General features: G+C 65.4%; 27 protein-coding genes. 9 read left to right on the top strand and 18 right to left on the bottom strand.

Going from position 1 to position 23,642, the window contains the following annotated elements; translation table 11 throughout:
* Window positions 1-59: 59 nt before the first annotated feature.
* Window positions 60-998, top strand: coding sequence for a helix-turn-helix transcriptional regulator (locus GRI97_RS00970; protein WP_161389287.1), 939 nt, complete (start codon window positions 60-62; stop codon window positions 996-998).
* 145 nt (window positions 999-1,143) lie between these two features.
* Here the strand turns inward: GRI97_RS00970 and GRI97_RS00965 are convergent, their stop codons facing one another.
* The 10 genes from GRI97_RS00965 to GRI97_RS00920 form a co-directional block, all read right to left on the bottom strand.
* Window positions 1,144-1,929 carry an SDR family NAD(P)-dependent oxidoreductase gene (locus tag GRI97_RS00965; protein WP_161389286.1) on the bottom strand — a complete coding sequence of 262 codons (786 nt, stop codon included), beginning with the start codon at window positions 1,927-1,929 and terminating at the stop codon, window positions 1,144-1,146.
* Window positions 1,929-2,141, bottom strand: coding sequence for a hypothetical protein (locus GRI97_RS00960; protein ID WP_161389285.1), 213 nt, complete (start codon window positions 2,139-2,141; stop codon window positions 1,929-1,931). The genes GRI97_RS00965 and GRI97_RS00960 overlap by 1 nt, the downstream gene beginning before the upstream one ends.
* On the bottom strand, window positions 2,138-3,700 hold the full coding sequence (locus GRI97_RS00955; protein ID WP_161389284.1) for a phytoene desaturase family protein: 1,563 nt from the start codon (window positions 3,698-3,700) through the stop codon (window positions 2,138-2,140). Before GRI97_RS00955 ends, GRI97_RS00960 begins: the two co-directional genes overlap by 4 nt.
* A 55-nt stretch (window positions 3,701-3,755) precedes the next feature.
* Entirely contained in the window at window positions 3,756-4,901 is a 1,146-nt protein-coding gene (locus GRI97_RS00950; RefSeq protein ID WP_161389283.1) for a serine hydrolase domain-containing protein, read from the bottom strand.
* A gap of 11 nt (window positions 4,902-4,912) precedes the next feature.
* Window positions 4,913-5,665 (bottom strand): SDR family NAD(P)-dependent oxidoreductase, encoded by a 753-nt coding sequence (locus tag GRI97_RS00945; RefSeq protein WP_161389282.1) that lies wholly within the window; start codon window positions 5,663-5,665, stop codon window positions 4,913-4,915.
* Complete coding sequence (locus GRI97_RS00940) at window positions 5,665-6,078, bottom strand: nuclear transport factor 2 family protein (protein WP_161389281.1); 414 nt, start codon at window positions 6,076-6,078, stop codon at window positions 5,665-5,667. Before GRI97_RS00940 ends, GRI97_RS00945 begins: the two co-directional genes overlap by 1 nt.
* Before the next feature lie 46 nt (window positions 6,079-6,124).
* Complete coding sequence (locus GRI97_RS00935) at window positions 6,125-6,598, bottom strand: nuclear transport factor 2 family protein (protein ID WP_161389280.1); 474 nt, start codon at window positions 6,596-6,598, stop codon at window positions 6,125-6,127.
* Complete coding sequence (locus GRI97_RS00930; RefSeq protein WP_161389279.1) at window positions 6,598-6,996, bottom strand: carboxymuconolactone decarboxylase family protein; 399 nt, start codon at window positions 6,994-6,996, stop codon at window positions 6,598-6,600. Before GRI97_RS00930 ends, GRI97_RS00935 begins: the two co-directional genes overlap by 1 nt.
* A gap of 11 nt (window positions 6,997-7,007) precedes the next feature.
* Entirely contained in the window at window positions 7,008-8,237 is a 1,230-nt protein-coding gene (locus GRI97_RS00925) for a serine hydrolase domain-containing protein (RefSeq protein WP_161389278.1), read from the bottom strand.
* Between the two features lie 106 nt (window positions 8,238-8,343).
* A complete protein-coding gene (locus tag GRI97_RS00920; RefSeq protein ID WP_161389277.1) occupies window positions 8,344-9,177 on the bottom strand; it encodes a CmcJ/NvfI family oxidoreductase in 834 nt (277 codons plus the stop codon).
* 97 nt (window positions 9,178-9,274) lie between these two features.
* Between GRI97_RS00920 and GRI97_RS00915 the strand changes: the two genes are divergently transcribed.
* Window positions 9,275-10,612 (top strand): MFS transporter, encoded by a 1,338-nt coding sequence (locus GRI97_RS00915; protein WP_161389276.1) that lies wholly within the window; start codon window positions 9,275-9,277, stop codon window positions 10,610-10,612.
* Between the two features lie 12 nt (window positions 10,613-10,624).
* On the opposite strand, the gene GRI97_RS00910 is transcribed toward GRI97_RS00915, so the two are convergent.
* The 4 genes from GRI97_RS00910 to GRI97_RS00895 all read right to left on the bottom strand — a co-directional run bounded on the left by GRI97_RS00910 (window position 10,625) and on the right by GRI97_RS00895 (window position 13,992).
* On the bottom strand, window positions 10,625-11,812 hold the full coding sequence (locus GRI97_RS00910; protein WP_161389275.1) for an FAD-dependent oxidoreductase: 1,188 nt from the start codon (window positions 11,810-11,812) through the stop codon (window positions 10,625-10,627).
* 32 nt (window positions 11,813-11,844) lie between these two features.
* Window positions 11,845-13,101 (bottom strand): MFS transporter, encoded by a 1,257-nt coding sequence (locus tag GRI97_RS00905; protein WP_161389274.1) that lies wholly within the window; start codon window positions 13,099-13,101, stop codon window positions 11,845-11,847.
* A gap of 99 nt (window positions 13,102-13,200) precedes the next feature.
* The gene (locus tag GRI97_RS00900) at window positions 13,201-13,482 is read right to left on the bottom strand and encodes an integration host factor subunit beta (protein ID WP_161390744.1); all 282 of its coding nucleotides are present in this window, start codon (window positions 13,480-13,482) and stop codon (window positions 13,201-13,203) included.
* 171 nt (window positions 13,483-13,653) lie between these two features.
* Window positions 13,654-13,992, bottom strand: coding sequence for a GntR family transcriptional regulator (locus tag GRI97_RS00895; RefSeq protein ID WP_161390743.1), 339 nt, complete (start codon window positions 13,990-13,992; stop codon window positions 13,654-13,656).
* Between the two features lie 158 nt (window positions 13,993-14,150).
* Here GRI97_RS00895 and GRI97_RS00890 point away from each other — a divergent pair, with 158 nt between their 5' ends.
* Window positions 14,151-15,926 (top strand): peptide MFS transporter, encoded by a 1,776-nt coding sequence (locus tag GRI97_RS00890; RefSeq protein ID WP_161389273.1) that lies wholly within the window; start codon window positions 14,151-14,153, stop codon window positions 15,924-15,926.
* A gap of 69 nt (window positions 15,927-15,995) precedes the next feature.
* Here the strand turns inward: GRI97_RS00890 and purD are convergent, their stop codons facing one another.
* On the bottom strand, window positions 15,996-17,285 hold the full coding sequence (gene purD, locus GRI97_RS00885; RefSeq protein ID WP_161389272.1) for a phosphoribosylamine--glycine ligase: 1,290 nt from the start codon (window positions 17,283-17,285) through the stop codon (window positions 15,996-15,998).
* On the opposite strand from purD, the gene xseA reads away from it, so the two are divergent.
* The 4 genes from xseA to GRI97_RS00865 all read left to right on the top strand — a co-directional run bounded on the left by xseA (window position 17,284) and on the right by GRI97_RS00865 (window position 20,959).
* Complete coding sequence (gene xseA / locus GRI97_RS00880) at window positions 17,284-18,756, top strand: exodeoxyribonuclease VII large subunit (protein ID WP_161389271.1); 1,473 nt, start codon at window positions 17,284-17,286, stop codon at window positions 18,754-18,756. The two genes, purD and xseA, sit on opposite strands and share 2 nt — an antisense overlap.
* 26 nt (window positions 18,757-18,782) lie before the next feature.
* Complete coding sequence (locus GRI97_RS00875; protein WP_161389270.1) at window positions 18,783-18,986, top strand: DUF2093 domain-containing protein; 204 nt, start codon at window positions 18,783-18,785, stop codon at window positions 18,984-18,986.
* Entirely contained in the window at window positions 18,986-19,921 is a 936-nt protein-coding gene (locus GRI97_RS00870) for a M23 family metallopeptidase (protein WP_235917559.1), read from the top strand. Before GRI97_RS00875 ends, GRI97_RS00870 begins: the two co-directional genes overlap by 1 nt.
* Before the next feature lie 72 nt (window positions 19,922-19,993).
* Complete coding sequence (locus GRI97_RS00865) at window positions 19,994-20,959, top strand: esterase-like activity of phytase family protein (RefSeq protein WP_161389269.1); 966 nt, start codon at window positions 19,994-19,996, stop codon at window positions 20,957-20,959.
* Between the two features lie 131 nt (window positions 20,960-21,090).
* Here the strand turns inward: GRI97_RS00865 and rpmB are convergent, their stop codons facing one another.
* Window positions 21,091-21,378, bottom strand: a complete 288-nt coding sequence (rpmB, locus tag GRI97_RS00860; protein WP_161389268.1) for a 50S ribosomal protein L28 — start codon at window positions 21,376-21,378, stop codon at window positions 21,091-21,093.
* Between rpmB and GRI97_RS00855 the strand changes: the two genes are divergently transcribed.
* Together GRI97_RS00855 and GRI97_RS00850 are read left to right on the top strand one after the other, a co-directional pair.
* Window positions 21,377-21,514 carry a hypothetical protein gene (locus tag GRI97_RS00855; protein WP_161389267.1) on the top strand — a complete coding sequence of 46 codons (138 nt, stop codon included), beginning with the start codon at window positions 21,377-21,379 and terminating at the stop codon, window positions 21,512-21,514. The two genes, rpmB and GRI97_RS00855, sit on opposite strands and share 2 nt — an antisense overlap.
* Window positions 21,515-21,551: 37 nt before the next feature.
* Window positions 21,552-22,007, top strand: coding sequence for a nucleoside deaminase (locus tag GRI97_RS00850; RefSeq protein WP_161389266.1), 456 nt, complete (start codon window positions 21,552-21,554; stop codon window positions 22,005-22,007).
* Between the two features lie 10 nt (window positions 22,008-22,017).
* On the opposite strand, the gene GRI97_RS00845 is transcribed toward GRI97_RS00850, so the two are convergent.
* Together GRI97_RS00845 and nadC are read right to left on the bottom strand one after the other, a co-directional pair.
* On the bottom strand, window positions 22,018-22,731 hold the full coding sequence (locus GRI97_RS00845; protein WP_328598469.1) for a ribonuclease T2: 714 nt from the start codon (window positions 22,729-22,731) through the stop codon (window positions 22,018-22,020).
* Complete coding sequence (nadC, locus tag GRI97_RS00840) at window positions 22,728-23,591, bottom strand: carboxylating nicotinate-nucleotide diphosphorylase (RefSeq protein WP_161389265.1); 864 nt, start codon at window positions 23,589-23,591, stop codon at window positions 22,728-22,730. The genes GRI97_RS00845 and nadC overlap by 4 nt, the downstream gene beginning before the upstream one ends.
* Between the last annotated feature and the right edge of the window lie 51 nt (window positions 23,592-23,642).

The following is a 23,642-nucleotide window of genomic DNA, read 5'->3' as shown; positions in this document are numbered from 1 at the left end:
TCCCGCCTAGCTTCCGTTCCAACAAGGGTCCGACAGAGGCCAATTGGGAAAGGAAGCCGATGTCGCTTCTCGAAGAAATGAACACTGCACCGCTCGCGGCTGCAGACCGTCTGCCATATTGGAACGATGTGGCGAGCCGAATGATCACCCCGCTCCATGTGGAGCCTTTGGGGGCGGGCCCGTTCAACGCCCGCATCTATCGCCGGGCGTTGCGCGAATGCGAAATCCTCTCGCCCGTATCCAGCCCGGCGCGGGTCTATCGCGATGGCGAACACGAAGCCGGGGTGTTGAACCTGCAATTGCAGCATCGCGGGCGAACCACCAACCATACGGGCGGTCGCACCGCCGTGCTGGAGGAAGGGGATTTCGTCCTCTATGATCCGGCCAAGCCGCTGTGGTTGCATTTCGAGGAACCGACCCAGGCGATCGTGCTGCGCCTGCCGCTGGCGACGGTGGAGGAACGCATGCCGCATCTGCGCAGCCAGATCGGCATTCCGGTGAAGGGCCGGGGCGGACCCGGCGCGCTGTTTTCCCAGTTCCTGCGCAATGCCTGGGCCGAATTGCAGGAAGGCGGCGAAGGCGAATGGGCCGAATGCCTGGGCGAAGCGATCTGGCCGCTGCTGGACATGGCCTATGCCGACACCCGCCCGCGCACCGAAACCAGCCGCCGCGACGAACGGCGCCGCGTGCTGTTCGAAGCGGTCGAAGCCGATCTGACCGATCCCGATCTGGACGTGCACCGGCTGGCCCGCCGCATGGGCGTATCGGCCCGCTATGTGCAGATGCTGTTCGCCGAAATGGGCACCACCCCGCGCGCCTTCATCCAGGACCGCCGGCTGGAACTGGCCGCCCGCCGGCTGGGCCGCGAAGGCATGGAGGTGACGGTGACCGAGGTGGCCTATGACGCCGGCTTCAACGATCTGTCGAGTTTCTGCCGCGCGTTTCGGCGGCGGTTCGACACCAGCCCGCGCAATTACCGGAGCGGGCAGCGGGCTTGAGGGAAGCTAGGCGGTACACCGTCGCCTTCGCCCGCGATGGATCCTGAATCAAGTTCAGGATGACGTCTTGGAGGTGGCGGCGCGGCCCCGTCTGCTGGAGTTGGACGGGAGCAACGCGCCGGGCTTTATCGGCGCACGTACCCCATCATACATCGTTCCTGATCGTCGCCAGGGCGCCGCCGTCGATTTCCCATTTCGCGCCGTTCACATAGCTGGCCGCGTCCGACAGCAGGAAGGCAACGGCTTCGCCCACTTCATGCGGCTGGCCGACGCGGTTGAGGGTGGCGACCTGGCCGAGCTTGTCCATGCCGGCCTGCACATCACCGTCGAACATCTGTTCCAGCATGCCGACCAGCAGCGGGGTTTCGATCACGCCGGGCATCACGCAGTTTACCCGCACGCCGCGCTGCGCCACCTCGCTGGCGGCCGTGCGCGTCAGGCCCACGGCGCCATGCTTGGCCGCATTGTAGGCGCAGGCGCCGGCGAGGCCGCGTTCGGAGCCGATGGAGGCGGTGTTGACCACCGCGCCGCGCCCGGCGGCGACCATGTGAGGCAGCACGAAGCGCAGGCCCAGGAACATGCCGCGCAGATTGACGTGAATCACCCGGTCGAATTCGGCGATGTCATATTCATGCGTCGGCGACAGCGTGCCTTCGATCCCGGCATTGTTGAAGAAGCCGTCGATCTTGCCGAAGGCGGTCATTGCAGCGCTGGCATAGCCTTCCACCGCGGCCGGATCGGCGCAATCGGCGCGATGGGCGATCACCCGATGGCCGGCATCGATCAGCCCGGCGGCGCGGCTTTCCAGCCGATCCCCGTCAATATCGACCAGCAGCAGTTCCGCGCCTTCGCGGGCGAGGATTTCCGCCGTGGCGAAGCCGATGGCCCCGGCCGCACCGGTGACGATGATGGATTGTCCGGCATGGCGCATCAATTGGGCCCTTTGCGAAACGGCAGGGTGAGGAGGAAGAACATCAGCTTGGGCGTCAGCAGCTTCATGAAGGCGCGCGCCTGTTCCGGGGTCAGCAGGGCCGTCATCGGCATGGTGCCGAACACCTTGCCCTTCAGCACCAGATCATCGCCCTTCCGCTCGATCGTGGTGACCTGCATCAGTTCGGATTTGTCGGCGGAAAAGATCTTCATGCCACGGCGATCCGGTCGAATTCGATGCCCAGATCCTCCGCCGCGACCATGGCCGTGGCGCGCCCGGCGCCGAACACGCCGCCGCCCGGATGCTGGAACGGGCCGACCAGATAGAGCCGGTCCACACCCGGCACGCGGTACTGGCCCAGTTCAGGCGTCGGCCGGTGCGCGCCCGACTGATAGGGCGGAGTGGCGATGCCATGCAGATCCCCGCGCAGGAAGCTGGGGCTGGTGCGTTCCATGTCCACCGGGCTGTCGGCATGGAAATCCAGGATCACATCGGGCACGTTTTCAATGAAATCGCCCATGCGCGCGATGATGCGCTGGGCATAATCGCCCTTCGCCTCATCCCAATTGCGGCCTTCGGGATGGTTATAGGGCACATAGTCCCAGGCGTGGAAAATCGCCTTGCCATCGGGGCAGCGGCTGGGATCATGCTGGGTCAACTGCCCCACGCCGACCAGCGGCTGACGGACGAATTCGCCATAGCGCAGATCGTCGAAGCCGCGCCGCAGCACTTCATAGCTGTCGGGCATCAGTTCATACATCACCGCCGACAGATCGCCCGCCTTGAAGCGGAGCGGCCCGTCGAGCGCGGCATGGACGGTGAAGCAGGCGGCATCGGTGATATGCGTGCGCTTGGCATTCTTCGCCACATGCGCCGGCACGCCGGGCACCAGATCGGGCAGCAGATGCGGATGCAGCGCGCCGATGATGGCATCCCCCGCAGTCAGCCGCGTGCCATCATCCAGCACCACGCCGGTGGCGCGTTCGCCCTGGCTGGTGACTTCGCGCACCTGGGCATTGTTGCGGATGCTGCCACCATGATCCTCGATACAGCGGATCAGCGCGGCGGAGAGGCTGCCCGATCCGCCCACCGGCACGCCGAAGCCGAATTTTTCGAGGAAGCCGAGGAAGACATAGGCGCCGATCCCGGTCGATTTCTCGTCCGGGCTGACGAGGTTTTCCCCGGCCACGCGGGCGAAATGCGCCTGCACCTTTTCATGTTCGAACAGCTCTTCCATCAGGTCGAAGGTCGACAGCTGCATGGTACGCCACAATTCGCGCCCTTCCGGGCTCTGGTCCATCATCGCCGCCTGCGCGCCCTGCGGCATGGGCGGAGAATAGAGCCCGGCCTGCACCATCGGCAGCCAGGCCGCAGCCTGACGCGAGAGTTCGAGGAAGGCATCGGCATCCCTGGCCGAAAAGCGGCGGATCGCCTCCGCCGATTTGGCCGGATCGCGATGCAGCGGCAGGGTGGTGCCATCTTCCCAAACGCTCATCATCGGCACGTCGGGGAAGACATATTGCAGCCCGTATTTGCGCTTCAGCCCCAGTTCGTCCGCCAGCAGCAGCGGATTGCCCTGGATGAAGATGTGGCTCATCGAATGCTGATCGTGGTGGAAACCGGGGCGGGTGAGTTCCCGCGTCACCACCCCGCCGCCGAACCATTCATTGCGTTCGAGCACCAGCACGCGCTTGCCCGCCACGGCCAGATAGGCCCCGGCGACCAGCCCATTGTGGCCGGCCCCGATGATGATGATATCCGCGTCGCTCATTGTTTGTCCTTTCCCGACCTGCTTCCTGCGGGCGCGTGGCCCATGCGGTGCAGGGTCACGTCATTGCTGAAACCACCAGATCGCTGAGCTTCTGGAAGCGTTCGATATTGGCCGTCTGCGTCATCACCCCGGCGCTGCAGGCCGCGAAGCTGACGTCGAGCGCGGGATCGACCCACAGCAGCGTGCTGCCCGCGCCGTAATTGCCGAAGGTTTCCGGGCTGGTGAGCGTGCCGAGCTGGTGATTGACGATGCGCGTGCCGCGCACATTGAAGCCGAGCCCCATATAGGCCGGCGCCACCGCCCAGCCGGCGCGCAGATGCGCCGCCTTGTAGAGTTCATTGGGCAGATCGCCCGTATGCACCTGCCGCGCGACCTGCACCATGCGCGGGGACAGGATGCGTGTGCCGCCCAGTTCGCCCCCACGACGGAGCATTTCGGCAAAGCGCCACAGATCGCCGGCAGTCGAGGCGCAGCCGACATGCGGGCTTTCGGTCGCCGGATCTTCGAACAGCGCATGATCGCCGGGCAGATTGCGGCTGAGATGCTGGATCGGCACCGTTCCGCGCATATCCGGCTTCACATGGCGCGGCTGCAGATCGGCGCGCAGCCCCATGCTGGTGCTGGTCATGCCGAGCGGATCGAACAGATCTTCGCGCAGCAGCGTCTGATAATCGCGCCCCTTGGGATCATGCCGCACCAGCGTCATCCCCATCAGCACATGATTGACCAGCGGCGAATAATCGCAGCGTTCGCCCGGCGGCACCGCGCCATGCACATTGGCGATCACCGCATCATACAGCTCATCCAGCCGGTCGAGATACATGCCCGGCTTGGGCGACCAGACCCCGGGCATGCCGGCGGTATGAGTGAGCAGATGGTAATAGGTCGCGTCTTCACGCGGCGCGCCGGTGAATTCGGGCAGCATGTCGCGCACCCTGGTGGTCAGCGCGAAGCGGCCCTCCTCTATCGCCTTGAGGATCAGGATATTGGTGAAGGCCTTGGTGACCGAGAAGATCGAAAACACATCATCGGTCTTCAGCGCGCGCGTGCCATCGGCATCCGCCGCGCCGATGGCTTCTTCGAACACCACGTCCCCGCCGCGCGCCACCTTCAGCACCAGGCCGAAATAATCGCCGCGTGCGACATCGCCTTCGATGACCGCCCGCAACCGATCGAGCCTGTCCTGCCACACCTGCATCATTCCCGTTCCTTTCAACCGGCAGCGATGATGCCGCCATCGACAGCCAGCATCGCGCCGTTGATGAATTCCGCATCGTCCGACAGCAGGAAGGACACCGCCTTCGCCACATCGCCGGGCGTGCCATTGCGGCGCAGGGGAATGCCCTTCGCGCGCTGTGCATATTGTTCGGCCGTCACGAAGCCTTCGGTGGCCGGCGTCGGCACGCTGCCCGGGGCGATGGCGTTGACGCGGATGCCGCGCGGGCCCAACTCGCCTGCCAGCACCTTGGTCAGCCCGGCGATACCCGCCTTGATGGTTGTATAGGCGCCGGTGTTGGGGCGCCCGCGATAGGCGACCGGAGAGGAATAATTGATGATGCTGCCGGGCGCATCCTCGTCGCGATAGGCCAGGAACGCCTGCACGCCCCAGAACACACTCTTGAGCCCGGCGGAAAGCATGCGGTCGAGCGTTTCCTCGGTCACATCCTCGATCGGTTCATAAACGAGCACGGAGGCATTGTTGATCACCGCGCGCAGCGGCCCCGCGTCGTAACGGAACGCTTCTGCCACGCTGAAATACTGCCCGCGCTGCCCCAGATCCCCGCCATAGGCAAAGGCCTGCCCGCCAGCATCGCGGATGGAGGCGGCGATGGCGCGTGCATTGTCCACCTGGATATCCGCCACCCCGACCAGCGCGCCCTCTGCCGCGAGGTGCCGGGCGATGCCTTCGCCAAGACCACGCCCGGCGCCGGAGATCAGGATCGGCTGCCCGTCGAACCGGCCCATCATTCCATTCCGAACAGCTTGGCCGTGTAATGGCTGTCCATATATTCGTGCATCCGGTCGATCTTGCCGTTCGAGACGGTGAAGACCCAGGCGTAGTCATTTTCATAGACCTTGCCGTCCATCGTCTTGCCCACCGAATAGGATTCGACCCCCACCGTGGGACCATCGGAAAACAGATGGGTGACATGGATCTTGGGATCGCCCTGTTCGAACATCCCGCGCACCGGGGCGAGGAACAGATCGATGATGGCCATGCCGACATGTTCGCCAGCACCGGCAATTTCCTTCACCTTGGGCTGCCAGACCGATGTATCGTGGAAGAAGGCGCGCAAGGCCTCCAGATCGCCGGAGGACAGGACTTTGAAGAAATCGAGCACCAGCTGTTCATTGGCGTTCTTGGCGGTGATGGTCATGATCGTCTCTCCATCGGCCTCGTCATGGGCCGTTTTTCGATGCTTGTTAGAGGCCGCGCGCCTCGTCGCTGGGCGGCGGGATTACCGGCATCGCCCCACCTTGGTGCAGCGCCACCGATCCGCGTCGGCTGGCGAATTTCCAGCCGTCTGCCGTGCGGACATAGCGATCTTCGAAACCGCCAACATACAATCCCCCGGCTTCCTGCGGCGGGGTGACGGCGGCATGGCTGGACAGCATGGCGAGATAATTGGTGCCGCGCGCCTCATCCGCATTCACGACATCGACCAGCACATTGGTAACGATGTGGCGCACCAGGATCGGCGGCCGATCGCGGAAGATCGCCTGCACCCGATCGCGCCCGTGAAACGGATGATCGGGCTGGAACGGCCGGGCGAACACGCAATCGTGGGTGAACAGCGCCGCCAGCGCCGCGTGATCGCCCTGATCGGCATGCAGCGCGAACAGCAGCGGCAGCCGCGCGCATTCGCGTTCGATCAGCAGGCGTGCCAAATCGTCCATCAGGCGGCGCCATCCTGCGCTTCGCTGTCGATTTCGGCGAAGGCTTCATTGGCCAGGCGGAAGCTGTCGACCGTCGCCGGGATGCCGCCATAAATGCCGACCTGCAGCAGCACTTCGCGGATCTGTTCACGGGTCAGCCCATTGTTGAGCGCGCCGCGAATATGCGCCTTGAGCTCATGCCCGCGGTTGAGCACGGCGATCATCGCCAGATTGATCAGGCTGCGATCGCGTTTTTCCAGCCCGTCGCGCCCCCAGCACCAGCCCCAGCAATAGGTGGTGACGAGTTCCTGCAGCGGATCGTTGAACGGGCCGGATTTCGACAGCGCGCGGTCGACATAGGCATCGCCCAGCACCTCGCGGCGAATTTTCATACCCTTGTCGAACAGTTCCTGATCCATCGTATCGTCCTTCACAAAACCGAATAGAGGGCATCGATCAGCCGCTTCGCGCGCGGACCATTGGTGCCGACGGCGTGCATCTGATTGCAGCAATAGGAAAAACCGATCCGCCGGTCGGGATCGCCAAAACCGATCGAACCGCCCAGGCCATGATGGCCGAAGCTGCGCGGATTGGGGCCCATGAACACCGCCTCCGGCGTGTTGAGCAGCACACCCAGCGCCTGGTGATAGGGGCGTTCCTGCAGCAGCTCGGTCTGGTTGTGCTGCTCGGTGATCATCGCCGCCAGCTGATGCGGGGACAGCAGGCTGACGCCGTCGACCGTACCGACAGTGGCGCCATAGATCCGCGCGACCGCACGGGCATTGCCGTGGCCGGAACCGCTGGCAATCTCCACCTCGCGCCAGCGCGGTGAGTTCATCGTGTCATACCAGGGTTCGCTCGGGTTCTGGAGGAAGGCGAAGCTGCGCAGCACGGCACCATCCTGCCACCCTTCGGGCGTGGTTGGCCGTTCGGGCAGCGCCTGATCCTTGGCCGCGAACAGCCGCGCGCCGGTGTTGGGCAGCACTTCGGCGACATGCGCCTGTTCATCGGCGGACATACCGCCGATCCAGTATTCGGCCTGCAAGGGCCCGGTGACATGGCGGCGCAGGAAACTGCCGACATTCATGCCCGTGACCCGGCGCATGATTTCGCCGAGCAGGAATCCCTGATTGTGCACGTGATAGGCCGCCCGCGTGCCCGGCTGCCACAGCGGTTCCTGCACCTCCAGTGCGCGGATGTAGGCGGGGTAATCGAAGAACCCGCCCGGCTGCATCACATCGGTGGTCAGCACAGGAATCGCGGCGGTGTGATCGAGAATATGGCGCACGCGAATGTCGATCTTGCCCGCCTGGGCGAATTCGGGCCAGTAGCGGGCGACGCGTTCATCGGGATCGACCAGCCCGGCATCGATCAGCATGTTGAAACAGATGCCGGTGACGCCCTTGGCCACGCTCATCATGCAGACGGTGGTGTGTTCGCCCCATTCCTGCTGCCGCGAAGCACGGGCATGGCCGCCCCACAGATCGGCCACGGTTTCCCCGTCGATCACGACAGAGACGGCGGCGCCCAGTTCCTCTTCCTGCTGGAAGTTTTCGATGAAGGCATCGGCCAGTGCGGCAAATTGCGGATCATAACGCCCATGCACCGGCACCTGATGGCCCTGCGCCGCGATCACTTCGTCCAGAACGGCCTGTGCCATGAACTCTCCTGCTCCTTGCCCCGAAGTCTAGGCCGCGCCGCGCCGCGCCAGCTTGCGCCGGGGCGAAAATCTTTTGGCAGCGCGCGAAGACTGGCCAATCCGCGCCTTAGAGATAGGCGATGGTGCGCAGTTCGATGCTCTGGCGCGGGGCGGCGCCGGGCTTGGCGGTGGGATCGTCAAAGGCGCTGTGTGCGGTGAACTGCACCGCATCGGGATCGCTGTCGAACAGCTTGAACACCAGCGCTTCTTCGGGCTGCATGTCCGGCACCCAGTACCAGCGGTGATCGGGCCGCCAGGCGAGATTGAAGCCCCAGAGCGAGCGGCGCCCGAAATCGCCCAGCCCGCCGACCACTTCGCTGTCGAACAGATCCTCGCGCCGCACCGTGCTGGCATCGCAGACGGCAAAGGGCGCGCTTTCGACCGGCACGATCGGGCGCCAGACATTGAGCAGCATATGCCGCCGCGCCAACCGTTCCTCCGCCTCCTCCGCAGGCAGCAGATCGCGGGTGAAATCGGCCACCGTGCGCGCGCCGTAATCGACATGCGCGCCATGGGCAGGCTGGTTATGGCCATGGGTGCCGCCGGCATTGGTGCGGATCATCGCCCCGAAGCCTATCACCTTGTCGGCCCCGGTCAGTCGCTTCACCAGCGCCTCTGTCTCCCGGGCATAAAGATCCTGCTGCGCCGGCTGGGTGAAATCCTGCACCGTGCTGGCGCCCGTGGCCAGGACGAAGCCGTTGCGATCGAAGGCCAGCTGATCGGCGATCGGGCGGACGTCATGGATGGTCACGGGATGGTCTTCCCCCGGCCAGTAGCTCTTGGTCCGGTCACCGGGGTGGAAGGTCGCCTTTTCCCCGCGCACGACATATTTCATCATCGTCTGCACGTCGCGCGCGCTGGCCTTTTTATCGGAATATCCATCGGTCTGGGTTTCGCTCACCGCCAACCTCTCCTTCGCTGGTTCCCTTGGCGCGCGACGGCGCCCGGCATAGCCTGTCAGGGCCGCAGCATAGTGGTGACGGGAGAGAACAGTCTTGGTGGCAAGCGAAACGCCGGCAGCCGGATATGCATCCGGCACAGACCCGCGCACCACGCTGCGCGAACGGCCGATGAACCTCAAGCAATATGGGGTGATCGGGCTGTGCGTGCTGATCAACATGATCGACGGCTATGATATTCTGGCACTGGCCCAGGCCGGATCGGCGCTGACGCGGGACTGGCGGCTTAGCCCGGCTGAACTGGGCACGCTGTTGAGCATGAATCTGATCGGCATGGCCGTGGGCGCGCTGGGCGTATCGCCCGTGGCCGACCAGTGGGGGCGGCGCCCGGCGATCCTGATCTGCCTGCTGTTCATGAGCGCGGGCATGGCGATATCCGCCGTGTCCGACGGTTTCACCATGATGGCCGCCGCGCGGCTGATCACCGGGGTCGGTATCGGCGGGATGACGAGCACGGCGGGCACGCTGGCGCTGGAATATGCCAGCCAGAAACGGCGCGAATTCGCCGCCAGCACGGTGGCCGCCGCCTATCCGGTCGGCACGATCATCGGCGCCTATGTCGCGGTGGCGGTGCTGGATGGCTATGGCTGGCGGGGGATATTCTGGGTGGGCGCGGGCATGTCCGCCATGCTGTTTCCGATCGCCTTCCTGTGGTTGCCCGAATCGCTGGATTTCCTGCTGACGCGCCAGCCGCGCGGGGCGCTGGCCACCACCAACCGCGTGCTGCGCCGCATGCGCGTGCCGGAAATCAGCCAATTGCCCCCGCGCCCGCAGGACAGCGGATCCAGCGCGCTGGGCGATGTGCTGCAGCCGGTGCACCGCTCCACCTTTCTGATCCTGTTCCTGGCCCACGCGCTGAACATGTTCGCCTGGTATTTCATCATCAACTGGGGCCCGCCGCTGGTGGCGCAGGAACAGCTGTCCGATGAACTGGGGGCCCGCTATTCCGCCTGGGTCAGCTATGGCGGGATCGTCGGCGGCATGACCGCCGGTTTCCTGTGCGGGGTGATCGGGGTGAAGCGCATGATGTGGTTCACCATGCTGGCACTGGCCGTGCTGATCACCGCATTCGGGCATTTCGTCGGCAATGTCAGCGCGCTGATGATCCTGGCCCCGCTGATCGGGGCCGCGCTGTTCGGATCGGCGACGGCGAACTGGCTGACGATCGCCTATGCCTTCCCCCCGCAATTGCGCGCCACCGGGCTGGGCTTTGCGACCACCGCCGGTCGGGTGGGTTCGATCTTCGGCCCGCTGGCTGGCGGCTGGCTGTTGGGCGAAGGCGTGGGGCTGCTGGCCGTCTGCGCGGCGATGGCGGTGCCGGCGGTGCTGTCTGCGATGGCGTTCAGCCGGGCGCGGCGGATCGAGCCCGGTCGCTAAGTCTCGAGTCAATCAAAGCGGCAGCGGATTGCCCCTGATCCGTTCGGCGAGGGAGGAGGAGCGGATCTCCGCCCCGCCCTTGCGCGCGCCGGCCAGCATCGCCTGCTTGTCCGCCTCCCGCTGCGCCGGGTCGCTTTCGGATAGAAGACGCTTGAAATGGGCGGAGAGTGGCGCGGCGACATCCTGAAACACGCGGCGGCGTTCGGCGGCGTAGAAATCCAGCAGATCTTCCCCACCGCGCCCGGCGATCACCGCGCCCAGCGCGTCAGACAGCATATCGGCATCCAGCACCCCGCTGGTCAGCCCCATGCCGCCACAGGGGTTGCAGGAATGGGCCGCATCGCCGGCCAGCAGCACCCGGCCGACGCGGAAACGCGGGGCGCAGCGCTGATGCACGCGATAGGGCGAAAATTCATGCACCACATGCGGCAGGGCCGGATCGGGCAGAATCTGCGCCAGCCGCCCCGGCAGGCGATTCGCCAGGCTGCGTTCGGGCAAATCGGCATCCTCGCCAAAGGTGACCCGCCACAGATTCCCCTGTCCAAGCCGGGCGATCACCGCCCAATTGACCGGATCGACCACCATATTGGCATTGGCGAAGCCGCATTCGGCAAAGGGATAGCTGATGTTTGCGGCCACGAACCGTTCGGGCCAGGTGAATCCTTCGAACGGCAGGCCCAGCAGGCTGCGGACGCCGGATCGCGCGCCATCGGCGCCGATCACCCAATCGGCTTCGAACACGCGCTCGCCCTCTTCGGTATCCGCCTTGACCCGGGCCGATCCTTCGACCTGGCCCAGCGCGGTTACCGTATGATCCCACAACACCTCTGCATGCGGGTGAGCGGCGAGATGGCGCAGCACCATATCGGCCAGCAGATCCTGCCCGAAATGGAGATTGTGATCGAATTCCTGCCCCGGATCCAGCGCGTCGCGCATGTCTGATCGCATGACATCGCCGCTGGCTGGCCAGTGCATCATGAACAGATGCGAGGGTTCACCCACGGCATGGGCGTCATCATCCAGACCAAGCTTGCGCAGCACCGACAGGGTGGTGTGGAAATAGACCGAGGCACGCGGCGCGCGGATCACCTCCGTTTCGGCATCGAGCACGGTGACCTGGATCCCCTGCCGCGCGAGGCCGAGCGCGGTGAGCAACCCGACCGGGCCCGCGCCCACGATCACGACCTGACGTTTTTCCATGTTCACACCCCGGCGGGGCCATTCCTTTCCGGTCAGGCGGCGTGGGCCAGGCGGGGATTGGTTTCCCGCAGGAAGATCCCGGCCGCCCCGGCTGTCAGTGACAGCCCTGCCTGTAACCACATCGGTACGGCCAGTGAATAATTGTCTGCCAAAAGGCCGGCAACCAGCGGCCCGAACACGCCGCCGGTCAGTTCGCCCACCGCCACCACCAGCCCCATGGCCGTGGCGGCGAGCCCCCGGCCGAGCGTTTCACCCGGGATCACCCCCATGAACAGCGGGAAGATGCCCAGCCCCATCCAGCTGACGAACATCAGCAGGGTCAGCACCTCCACCGGACCCCGGAAGAACAGGAGCGAAAGCGGGGCCAGCGCCATCAGCAGGCCGAACACGATCATCGGCGGGCGGCGCCCCACCCGATCCGACAGCGCAGTGACCAGCACGCCGCCCACGGCCGGGCAGAAGCCGATGCAGAACATCACCCATTTCCAGGTGGCGGGCGGCAGGCCGAGCGGCCCGTCGAGATAGAGCGGCATGAAGATCGAGCCGATCACCGCCGATCCCACCGCGCAGCAGCTGATGAGCGAACAGATGGCGATATTGCGCTGGGCCAGCATCTGCCACCAGTCAGGTCTTGGCACACCGGTTGCGACAGCCGCCTGCCTGGGCGCAGCTGGCGGCTCATCGACGAGGCGCCAGATCAGCACGGCCAGGATCAGACCGGGGATGCCAGCCATGTAGAAGGCTTCGCGCCAGCCGAAATGTTCGGCGATCCACACCAGCAGGACCGGCGCCAGCGCCGTGCCGAGGATCGAACCAAAGACATTCTGGACGATACCGGCATTGAGGCCCCGGCGGCTGTCAGCCGATGCGGCGACCATGATTGCCAGGCAGATGGGCAGAAACGGCCCCTCCGCCGCGCCCATCACCACGCGGGTGGCGAACAGCGTGCCGAAGCTCCACGACAGGCCGGACAGCACCGAGCAGAAGGAAAACAGCACCAGCGCGCCCAGCAGGAACGGCTTGCGGCGGCCGATCGAATCCGACCAGCGACCGACGAAGAAGGCGCCCAACGCCCAGGTGACCGACAGCCCCGATCCGAGCGCGCCGATTTCCGTGTTGGAAAGAACCAGTTCCCGCGCCACGAAGGGCGAGAGGAACGTCATCGCCATGCGGTCGAAATAGGCAAAGCCATAGGCGAGCCCGAGCAGCACCAGCACGCGCAATTCATAGCTGCGCCCGCCAGGTGCCCCCGTTTCTGCCGAATCCTGTACTGACGATATCTGCGTCATGCCCACCATCCCCCCGTTCGGGGACAGGGTAGTGACTGATCAGCCGGCTTGTCTTGACGGTGAGCGAAGCGATCGGCGCAACGTTCACCGCAGCGGAAATCAGTCGGCGTTCAGCCGCTCGCGCATTTCCTTGCCCGGCTTGAAATAGGGCACGCGCTTGGCCGGCACATCCACGGAATCACCAGTGCGGGGATTGCGCCCGTTGCGGGCATCGCGCTGACGCGTGGAGAAGGTGCCGAAGCCGCGCAGTTCGACCCGACCGCCATCTGCCAGACGGGCAGCGATCTCGTCGAAGAAGATTTCCACCACCTGCTCCACCTCTTCGGGTCGCAAATCGGGATTATCGGCGGCCAGCGCCAACAGGAGTTCGGATCGGATCATCATCGCCCCTTTCCCGAGCAGAATGACTCCACCCGGTGATGTATTACTGCTTCATGTTTTACGCCGCGTTGTGCGGCTGCATCCGCAGATGCGCCCTCGAAGACAGAGTGGCAGAGGCGGGACACATTCGCAATGCCATATAGCAAAAATAATGCGCGCGATTGCTATAAATCATAACTTATCGAATAATTCTGACGGATTAACCCGCAATCTCGCCAGTTTGGTTCGCAGCTCCGGCCATTCGTTCTGCAGGAAATTTTCCCGCTCCGTCTGCCGCAGTCGCTCTGCCGCACCATGTTCAACGAACATGCCGACACCGCGCTGCACCTGGATCAGGCCATCGGCCTGGAACTGCTGATAGGCCTTGGCCACGGTCAGCGGATTGGCGCCCTGTTCCACCGCCAGCGCCCGAACTGAAGGCAGCATCGCCCCTTCGGCGTAACGCCCGTCGATGATCGCTGCGGCAATATCGTCGCGCAAACGCAGATAGACAGGGCGAGTGTCGGCCATGGGGTGATGCAGTGGCATAATACAGCGGAGCAGGTCAAGCTGGCGGACCACCGGCCACTCTGGTGTGGCAAGTTTCGCCTGCAACAAAATATGCTTCACATGTGCATTCGTTGCGCTAATTTGCCTCCTTTACGCTTTGCTGGGGTCTGGGGATAATCATGGCAAACCAATACGCCGAAAGCGGCGATGCACGCGGGACGATTCTGGGCCATCCCAAGGGCCTGTTCGTGCTGTTCTTTGCCGAAATGTGGGAACGCTTTTCCTACTATGGCATGCGCGCGCTGCTGATTTTCTACCTGACCAAGCACTGGCTGTTTTCGGACGAACAATCGGGCGTCATCTACGGCGCCTATACCGCGCTGGTCTATATCACCCCCGTGCTCGGCGGCTATCTGGCCGATCGCTGGCTGGGGCAGCGCAAGGCGGTGATGTATGGCGCGCTGCTGCTGACATTCGGCCATCTGCTGATGGGTTTCGAGGGCGATGGCGGGCAGGATGCCGGCGCGCTCAACATGTTCTGGCTGGCGCTGAGCTTCATCATCGTGGGTTCCGGCTTTCTGAAAGCCAATATCTCCGTGATCGTGGGCCAGCTCTATCCCCGCACCGATATCCGCCGCGATGGCGCCTACACCATCTTCTACATGGGAATTAACCTGGGTGCTTTCCTCGGCTCGCTGCTGTGCGGCTATCTGGGGGAAACCTACGGCTGGTCCTACGGCTTCGGTGCGGCCGGGGTCGGCATGCTGCTGGGCCTGGTGGTGTTCGTGGCGTTCAAGCCGCTGCTGATGGGCCGGGGCGAACCGAACGATCCGGCGCTGCTGGCCAGGCCGGTGATGGGCATCAAGCTGGAATGGCTGCTCTATCTGGCCGGGCTGGTCGCCGTCGCCGTGTGCTGGTGGCTGGTGCAGAACCAGGCCATCGTCGGCACGCTGCTGGGCATCGCCGGCTCTGTCCTGGTGCTCTATGTGCTGGGGATTGCCACCTTCCAGTTCACCTATGGCTCCTTCGCCGCCGCGCCCAAGCTGCCGCTGGGCCTGTTCATGCTGGGCGGAGTGATGGCAGCTGGCGCCTTCGTGCTGATGTTCGTGGGCACCATCACCGGCGACGCGGCGCAGAATCTGGCGCTGGCCGGCTTTGGCCTCGCCCTGCTGGTGATCGTCTGGCAGTCGATCGGCCGCCGTCATGAAGATCGTGACCGGATCTTTGCCGCCATGTTCATGATCGTGGGTTCGATCCTGTTCTGGGCGCTGTTCGAACAGGCCGGTTCCTCGCTCAGCCTGCTGACCGATCGCCATGTCGACCGCACCATCCTGGGCTGGGAACCGACCGCATCGATGTTCCAGTCGCTCAATGCGATGTATATCGTGCTGCTGGCGCCGCTGTTCGCCTGGGCATGGACCAAGCTGGCGCGCAAGGGGCTGGAACCCTCGGCCCCGGCCAAGTTCGGCCTGGCGATCATCCAGCTGGGCCTGGGCTTCCTGGTACTGGTGGCCGGCGCCAATGCGGCCGGCAGTGCCGCCATCCCGGTGATCTTCATCTTCCTGATCTATCTGCTGCACACCACCGGGGAACTGTGCCTGTCCCCTGTGGGCCTGAGCGCCATGAACCGGCTGGCCCCGGCGCATATGGCATCGCTGATCATGGGCACCTGGTTCTTCGCCTCTGCCACCGGCAATTTCGCCGCCGGGCTGATCGCCGCAGCGACCGGTTCGGAAGCCGCATCGGGCGAAGGCGCCGGACGGGCCGTGGTGATGGCCGTCTATGACCAGATCGGCTGGGTCGCGATCGGCGTTGGTGTGGCCGTTCTCATCATCAGCCCGCTGATCAAGAAGCTGATGCATCTCGACACGCTGGTCGACAGCGATGACAAGCTGGCCGGGCAGGATGAACTGGCCGAACCGCAGGCTGCCGGGGTGCACCCCGAAACCCGCTGACCCTGCGACAAGGACACAAAAAAGGGGCCCGGTTCCAGCGAACCGGGCCCCTTTTTTGTCGTTGAGCGATCAGCCCTGCTGTTCGCGGGCCACCTCGCGCCAGCCGATATCGCGGCGGCAGAACCCACTGGGAAATTCCACCGCATCGACCGCGCGATAGGCAGCGGCCTGCGCTTCCCCCACGCTGGCGCCACGCGCGGTGACATTCAGCACGCGCCCGCCATTGGCGACCAGCTGATCGCCCTGCAGCGCCGTGCCGGCATGGAACACGCGCGCGCCATCGGCCTGTGCGGCAGCGATATTGTCGATCGTTCCGCCCTTCTGCGGGGTATCGGGATAACCATCGGCCGCCAGCACCACCGTCAGCGCCGTATCGCCGGAGAACTTCACCGGCGGCATGGTGGCGAGGCTGTTTTCCGCGCAGGCAAGCAGATATTCGCCAAGATCGCTTTCCAGCCGCATCATCAACACCTGGCATTCGGGATCGCCGAAGCGGCAATTGTATTCGACCAGCTTGGGCCCTTCGTCGGTCAGCATCAGCCCGGCATAGAGGACGCCCGAATAGGGGCGGCCTTCGCTGGCCAGGGTCTGCACGGTCGGGGCGATGATATCGGTCAGCGCCTTGGCGCGGATATCCGGCGTCAGCACGCGGGCCGGGCTATAGGCGCCCATGCCTCCGGTGTTGGGGCCGGTATCCCCTTCGCCCACGCGCTTGTGGTCCTGCGCACTGCCAAACGCCATGATGGTGATGCCATCGGTGATGGCGAAGAAGCTGGCTTCTTCCCCTTCCATGAATTCCTCGATCACGACCTCTGCCCCGGCCGCGCCGAGCGAGCCGCCGAACATATCGGCCAGCGCTGCCTCTGCCTCTGCCCGGTCGGCTGCGATCACCACGCCCTTGCCCGCGGCCAGGCCGTCGGCCTTGAGCACATAGGGCGGGGCAAAGCCGTCGAGCGCGCCGATCGCCTGTTCCAGGCTGGTGGTGCGGGCATAGCCGGCGGTGGGGATGCCGGCGCGATCACACAGCGCCTTGGTGAAATATTTGCTGCCTTCCAGCTGGGCCGCTTCCTTGCTGGGGCCGAACACCGCGATGCCGGCGGCGCGCAGCGTATCGGCCAGCCCGTCCACCAGCGGCGCTTCGGGCCCGACGACTACGAAATCCACGCCCTGCGCATCGCAGAATGCGGTCACGGCGGCGTGATCGGTCACGTCGAGTTTCACCAGTTGCGCAAATTCGGCAATTCCTGGATTGCCCGGAGCCGCATACAGCGTGCCGCCATCGGCAAGCAACCGGGATTGCGCCAGCTTCCATGCCAGCGCATGTTCGCGCCCGCCCGATCCCAACAGCAGGATATTCATGCCCGGTCCTTTTTTTAGCAGTGATGATCAATCCGGTGGGGGGCTGGTAGCCAAGCCGCAGCCGGGGGACAACGCTGCACCGCTCTCCATCACCGAGATTTCCAGCATGCTGAAACGCACGGTGGAAGACCGTTTCGGCAATGTGAAGCTGCGCGGCGAACTGTCGGGCGTGAAACGCGCGGCCAGCGGGCACCTCTATTGCGCGCTGAAGGATGATGGCGCGGTGATCGACGGGATCATGTGGCGCGGCAATTGCCAGCGGCTGAATTTCCTGCCCGAAGACGGGATCGAGGTGATCGCGCGGGGCAAGCTGACGACCTATCCCGGCCGATCGAAATACCAGATCGTGATCGAGGCGATGGAGATCGCCGGCGAAGGCGCGCTGCTGGCGCTGCTGGAAAAGACCCGCCGCCGGCTGGAAGCCGAAGGGCTGTTTGCCGAGGGACGCAAGCGGCCACTCCCCTTCATCCCGCGCGTCATCGGCGTGGTGACATCACCCACCGGCGCGGTGATTCGCGACATCCTGCACCGGCTGGCCGATCGCTTCCCCAGCCATGTGCTGGTGTGGCCGGTGCTGGTACAGGGCCAGGGCAGCGCCGAGCAGGTGGCCAATGCCGTGCGCGGATTTTCCGATCTGGCGCCGGGCGGCCCGGTGCCGCGCCCCGATCTGCTGATCGTGGCGCGCGGCGGCGGATCGATCGAGGATCTGTGGGGCTTCAACGAGGAAGTGGTGGTGCGCGCCATCGCCGATTCGTCCATTCCGGTGATCAGCGCGGTCGGCCATGAAACCGACACCACCCTGGCCGATTTCGCCGCCGACCGCCGCGCCCCGACCCCCACGGCAGCGGCGGAAATGGCCGTGCCGGTGCTGCGCGATCTGGCCATGATGCTGGAGGAATTCGGCCTGCGCCAGCGCCGATGCGCACTGCGCCCGGTACAGCTGGGTCGCGAACGGCTGGAAGCGCGCGTGGCGCGGCTGCCCCGCCCCGAGGCCCTGGCCGCCCAGGCTCAGCAGCGGCTGGACGATCTGGGTGAACGGCTGCGGCGGGGGCTGGGCGATCGCGCCCGCATCGCGCGCGACCGGCTGCAGGCCGACAAGGCGCGGCTTTCCGCCCCCTTGCTGAAATCGCGCATCACCCAGGCGCAGCAACGGCTGAACGCCGCCCGGCTCAATCCGGCAGTCATTACCCGCGCCATCGCCCAGCGCGGCGAGCAGCTGGCCGCGCTGCAGCGGCTGGCCGGGCAGCTGCACCCCGAACGCCCGCTGCAGCGCGGTTACGCCATGGTGCTGGATCAGACGGGCCGGCCCGTGACCCGCGCCGCCGATGCGCGCAAGGAAGCGGAACTGACGCTGCGGTTCGGCGATGGCGAATTGCGCGTGGGCACCGGCGATGCGCCGCGCCGCCCAACGCGGGACAAGCCCGCTTCGCCGCCAGCCGGTGCCGCACCCGAACAGCCCAAATTGCTTTGACCGGCCGCGCTTGGTAAGACCCGCCCATGCTTAATACCACTGGTGATAAAGCCGCCACCCTGATCTATGGCCCGAGCGGGTTCCGGGTCATTCGCCCCGGCACTTTCGTGACCTGCGCGGTCAGCGGGGAAAAGATCCTGCTGCAGGATCTGCGTTACTGGAACGTGGACCGGCAGGAACCCTACGCCTCCGCCGAAATTTCGACCCGTCGCTTCCTCGAACAGGCGTGATGCGCCGCGCGGCATTTTCGGTTGCGGTCGCCATGGCAGCGCTGCTGACCGTGGCCGCCTGCGTTGCCCCTTCGCCCGACAACCGCAGCCGCGATACGGCAGATGCCGCGCCGGTGACTACGGCACCTCCGCCGGCCGCGCTGGCCCCGCCACTGCAGCCTGTGCAACCGACCGGACCGGCCAATTTCGCCTTCGCCGGCGAACTGACCCAGGGCGGTTGGATCAGGGGCCAAGTGCCCGGCGGCGCGGTATCGGCCAGCCTTTCCGGCAAGCCACTGACCGTGACGGCCGATGGCCGCTTCTTCGCAGCGTTCGACCGTGATGCGGGAACGTCCGCCCTGCTCCGCGCAACGCTGCGCAATGGGCAGACCATCGACACCCCGCTGACGATCACGCCGCGCGCCTGGAAAATCGAACATGTCAATGTCGCGCGCGCGCCGGGCGGCGCGACCGAGGCGTTCATGGCGCGGCGGCGGCCCGAACTGGCGCGGATCGAGGCAGCGCGCGCGGTCAATGCGCCAAGCGATGGCTGGGCGCAGGATTTCATCTGGCCCGCCACCGGGCGCATATCCGGCCGCTTCGGTTCGCAGCGCGTCTATCGCGGAGAACCGGCCGCCTATCATTCCGGGCTGGATATCGCGGCCCGCACCGGCACGCCGTTCGTGGCACCGGCCGATGGGGTGGTGGTGCTGGCCGCCGAATCGCCGTTTTCGCTGGAAGGATATCTGCTGATCATCGACCATGGGATGGGGCTGAACAGCGCCTTCCTGCATTGTTCGAAGATCGTCGTGCGCGAAGGCGAACGGGTGCGGCAGGGCCAGCATATCGGCGATATCGGCGCCACCGGCCGTGCGACCGGGCCGCATCTTCACTGGGGTATCAAATGGAATGATACCCGGCTTGATCCGCTGCTGTTCCTCGGCCCGATGGGCTGAGCTTTCTTGCCCCGCACATCGCCCTCCTCTCGCCGCCGCTGGCGGCTGCCCGCGATCGTCATTCTGGCAGCCATGCTGGCGCCGGGAACCTGGTGGCGCAGCCCTCTACCGGCGCCGGACAATCGGCAAATTCTTTCGGTGCAGGCGATCCCGGCCAGCGCGGATGCCTTTGCCGCCGCCTGTGCGCCCGTTGTGCTGGAAAAGGCCTGGCACCTGACCAGCCCCAATGATCATTTCGGTGGCTATTCCGGATTGGTGCGATTGGATGGGGACCGTTTCCTGGCCGGCAGCGACCGGGGCGACATGCTGATCTTCGATTCGCCCGATCCGCCCGGCCACATCTCCCCTGCCCCGCCCCGTCTCGGCCCGTTCAATCCCGATGCCGGATCGATCAAACGCAATTCCGATCTGGAGGCGCTGACCCGCGATCCGAAAACCGGGCAAATCTGGGCCGGCTATGAATTCACCAACAGCATCGTGCGTTATAATGCGCAGCTGCAGCTGGAAAAGGACATCGCGCCCAAGGCGATGCGTTTCTGGCCGCAGAACAGCGGCCCCGAATCGGTCACGCGGCTGAACGATGGCCGTTTCATCGTGCTGGCCGAACGGCATTATGACGGCAGCAAGGGGCACACCCCGGCGCTGCTGTTTCCCGGCGACCCGGTCGAGGGCGCCAGGCCGATCGAGTTCCGTTTTCCCACGCCGGACGGCATGGCCCCGGTCGATGCCGCGACGCTACCGGACGGGCGGGTGGTGATTCTGCTGCGCGGTTTCCGTTTCGGCCTGCCGCCCCGGTTCCACACCCGGCTGGTGGTCGGCGATCCGAAGACGATTCGCGCGGGCAAGGCCTGGCAGTTGCAGGATATCGCCGCACTGCGCGACGAGACGCTGTTCGACAATTACGAAGGGATCACCATCGAGCCCGCCCAGGACGGCACGGTGTTCCTGTGGATCATCTCTGACGACAACACCGCCAGTTTCCAGCGCACATTGCTGCTGAAAGCGCGTTGGAATCCCACGCAAACCTGCCCATCGTAAGGGCCGGGCAACAGGCGCGCGTGCATCGTGGCGATGCGATGCCCCCACCTTGCCATCAGTAGAACGCAGACACAGCGAAGGGCGCGCCGCCAACAGGCGGCACGCCCTTCATGCTATTCGCATGACGCGAATCAGGCTGCGGCAGCGGCCTTCTTGAGGTCGCGCTTCACGCGCAGAGCGCGCGGGCTCAGCTTGGCGTCAGAGGTCTTGAGCAGCCAGTTGTCCAGGCCGCCATTGTGTTCCACCGAACGCAGACCATGGGTCGACACGCGGAACTTGAAGCTGCGGTCCAGCCCTTCGCTCAGCAGCGTGACGTTCTGCAGATTGGGCAGGAACACCCGCTTGGTCTTGTTGTTGGCGTGGCTCACATTGTGGCCAACCTGACGGCCCTTGCCGGTGAGTTCGCAGATGCGCGACATGGAGAATCTCTCAGTTCAAGTAATCTCGGAAAGCGGTGCGCCTAACGGCAAGGCGTTGCGCCGTCAAGCGCGCCGCCGCATCAAGCTGCGCCAATCGCTTTACACGGTTTATGCCACCGGGCGAGCCGTTGAATGATTCCACCTGCCTGGAAATTGCATTAGCAGCGCCAGTCATGACTCGCTGGCCTCTTCCTCCGCCCATGGCGCGTGCCATCGAACTGGCCCGGCAATCCGCCGAACAGGGCGAAGTGCCCGTGGGTGCGGTGGTGGTGTGTAACGGGGTGATCGTGGGCGAAGCGCACAATGCTCCGCGCCGACTGACCGATCCCACCGCCCATGCCGAAATCCTGGCCCTGCGGCGGGCGGCGGTGGCGCTGGGGCGCGAACGGCTGGACGGCTGCGAGCTGTGGGTGACGCTGGAACCCTGCCCGATGTGCGCCGGGGCGATCAGCCATGCGCGAATCGCGCGGCTCTATTACGCCGCCACCGATCCCAAAGGCGGCGCGGTGGAACATGGCGCCCGCCTGTTCGACCAGCCGCAGTGCCTGCACCGGCCCGATGTCTATTCCGGTATGGGGGAAGACCTGTCTGCCACCCTGCTACGGGATTTCTTCGCCGCCCGCCGCTGAACTCCTGCCATCAGATTCCGCGCCAGATCTTCGCCGGTGTCGAATCAGTCGGACCGAAGCGGCGCGAATCGCAATTGCGCGGGCGGAAATCGCGCCCGTAACAAAGCCGCATTTCCTGCAGCCAGCCACGTTCATTGACCACCAGCCCGACCTGCTGCGCACGCCAGCCCGGATTGGCCTGGACAAAGGCTTGGCGGATATCGCCAGCGGTCAGCCCGTCCTGGCGGGACAGCCGATCATAATCGGGCCAGCGCAGGCTGTTCCACAGGATCCGCGTGGTCTGGAAATAGGCCTCAGGGCTCGCCACCATGCAGGTGCCATGCTTGGCCCATTCATTGGCCAGCAGCCGGGCCGATGGGGTCATGCACAGATTGCGCCGTGCTTCTGCGGGCGGCAGCGGGCGGCGGGTGGGGCACCATTGCGGCCATTGCCGCCCCTGCCCCTCAGGCCACAGGCCATGGACGATGAAGCCGAACCGCCCGCTTTCGCCCGAACATTGTTGCCGGTCGCGCGCGCTGTTCTGCCGCGTGCGGCAATATTCGGGCGACCATGACAGGGCCAGCGTGTAGCTGGCGATCGGCGTCTGCCGCACCGGCCCGTCCCGTTCCACCCGGGGAACCGAGACCGGCCCCTGCGGCACCGCGCATTGATAGGCCTGCGCCTGCGCTGCCGTGGGCAGAGCGGCGCTGCCCAGCACCAGCGCGAGAGCCGCCGCGCACCTCACAGCGGGGTGAAGTCGAGCCCGATATCGGCCGCCGGTGCGCTCTGCGTCAGCCGCCCGACCGATACGAAGGTAACACCCGTCGCCGCCTTGGCCGCGATCGTTTCCAGATTGATCCCGCCGGATGCCTCGGTCGGGACACGCCCGGCCACCAGCGCCACCGCCTTGCGCAGGGTTTGCGGGTCCATATTGTCGAGCAGCAGATGACTGGCCCCGGCGGCCAGCGCCGGTTCGATCTGTTCGATCCGGTCCACCTCGCAGATCACCTCCGCCACACCGGCCGCACGGGCCCGGCGCACGGCTTCGCCAACATCGCCGGCGACCAGCACGTGGTTGTCCTTGATCATCGCGGCATCCCACAATCCCATGCGGTGATTGCGCGCGCCGCCCATGCGGGTGGCGTATTTTTCCAGATGGCGCAGGCCGGGAATGGTCTTGCGCGTATCCAGCAGCACGCAGCCGCTGCCGGCCATCGCCTGTACATAGCTGCGCGTCATGGTGGCAATGCCCGACAGATGCTGCACGGTGTTGAGCGCGCTGCGTTCGGCGGTCAGCAGCGCACGGGCATTGCCCGCCAGCCGCATCAGCACTGTGCCGCCGGGAACCTCCGCCCCCTCATCCACCAGCACATTGATTTCCATGTCGGGATCGAGCGCGCGGAAAAAAGCGACCGCAATCGGCAGGCCGGCAACCACGATCGGATCGCGGCTGTCCATCACCCCGGCAAAGCGGGCATCGGCGGGGATCACGCTTTCGGCGGTGACATCGCGCCCGCCGCCGGGCAGGCCTTCACCCAGGTCTTCCGCCAGGGTGGCACGAACGAAGGCGGCACAGTCAAAGCCGGGCAGGTTGAATTCATTCATGCCCCAGCCCTATCGCGAAATTCCGGCAGAGGGAATCACCCTCAGCCGGAA

The sequence above is a fragment of the Croceibacterium xixiisoli genome (genome assembly GCF_009827305.1).
GTDB lineage: Bacteria > Pseudomonadota > Alphaproteobacteria > Sphingomonadales > Sphingomonadaceae > Croceibacterium_C > Croceibacterium_C xixiisoli.
The sequence above is the reverse complement of the archived record's forward strand: the minus strand, read 5'-3'. Positions and strand labels throughout refer to the sequence as shown.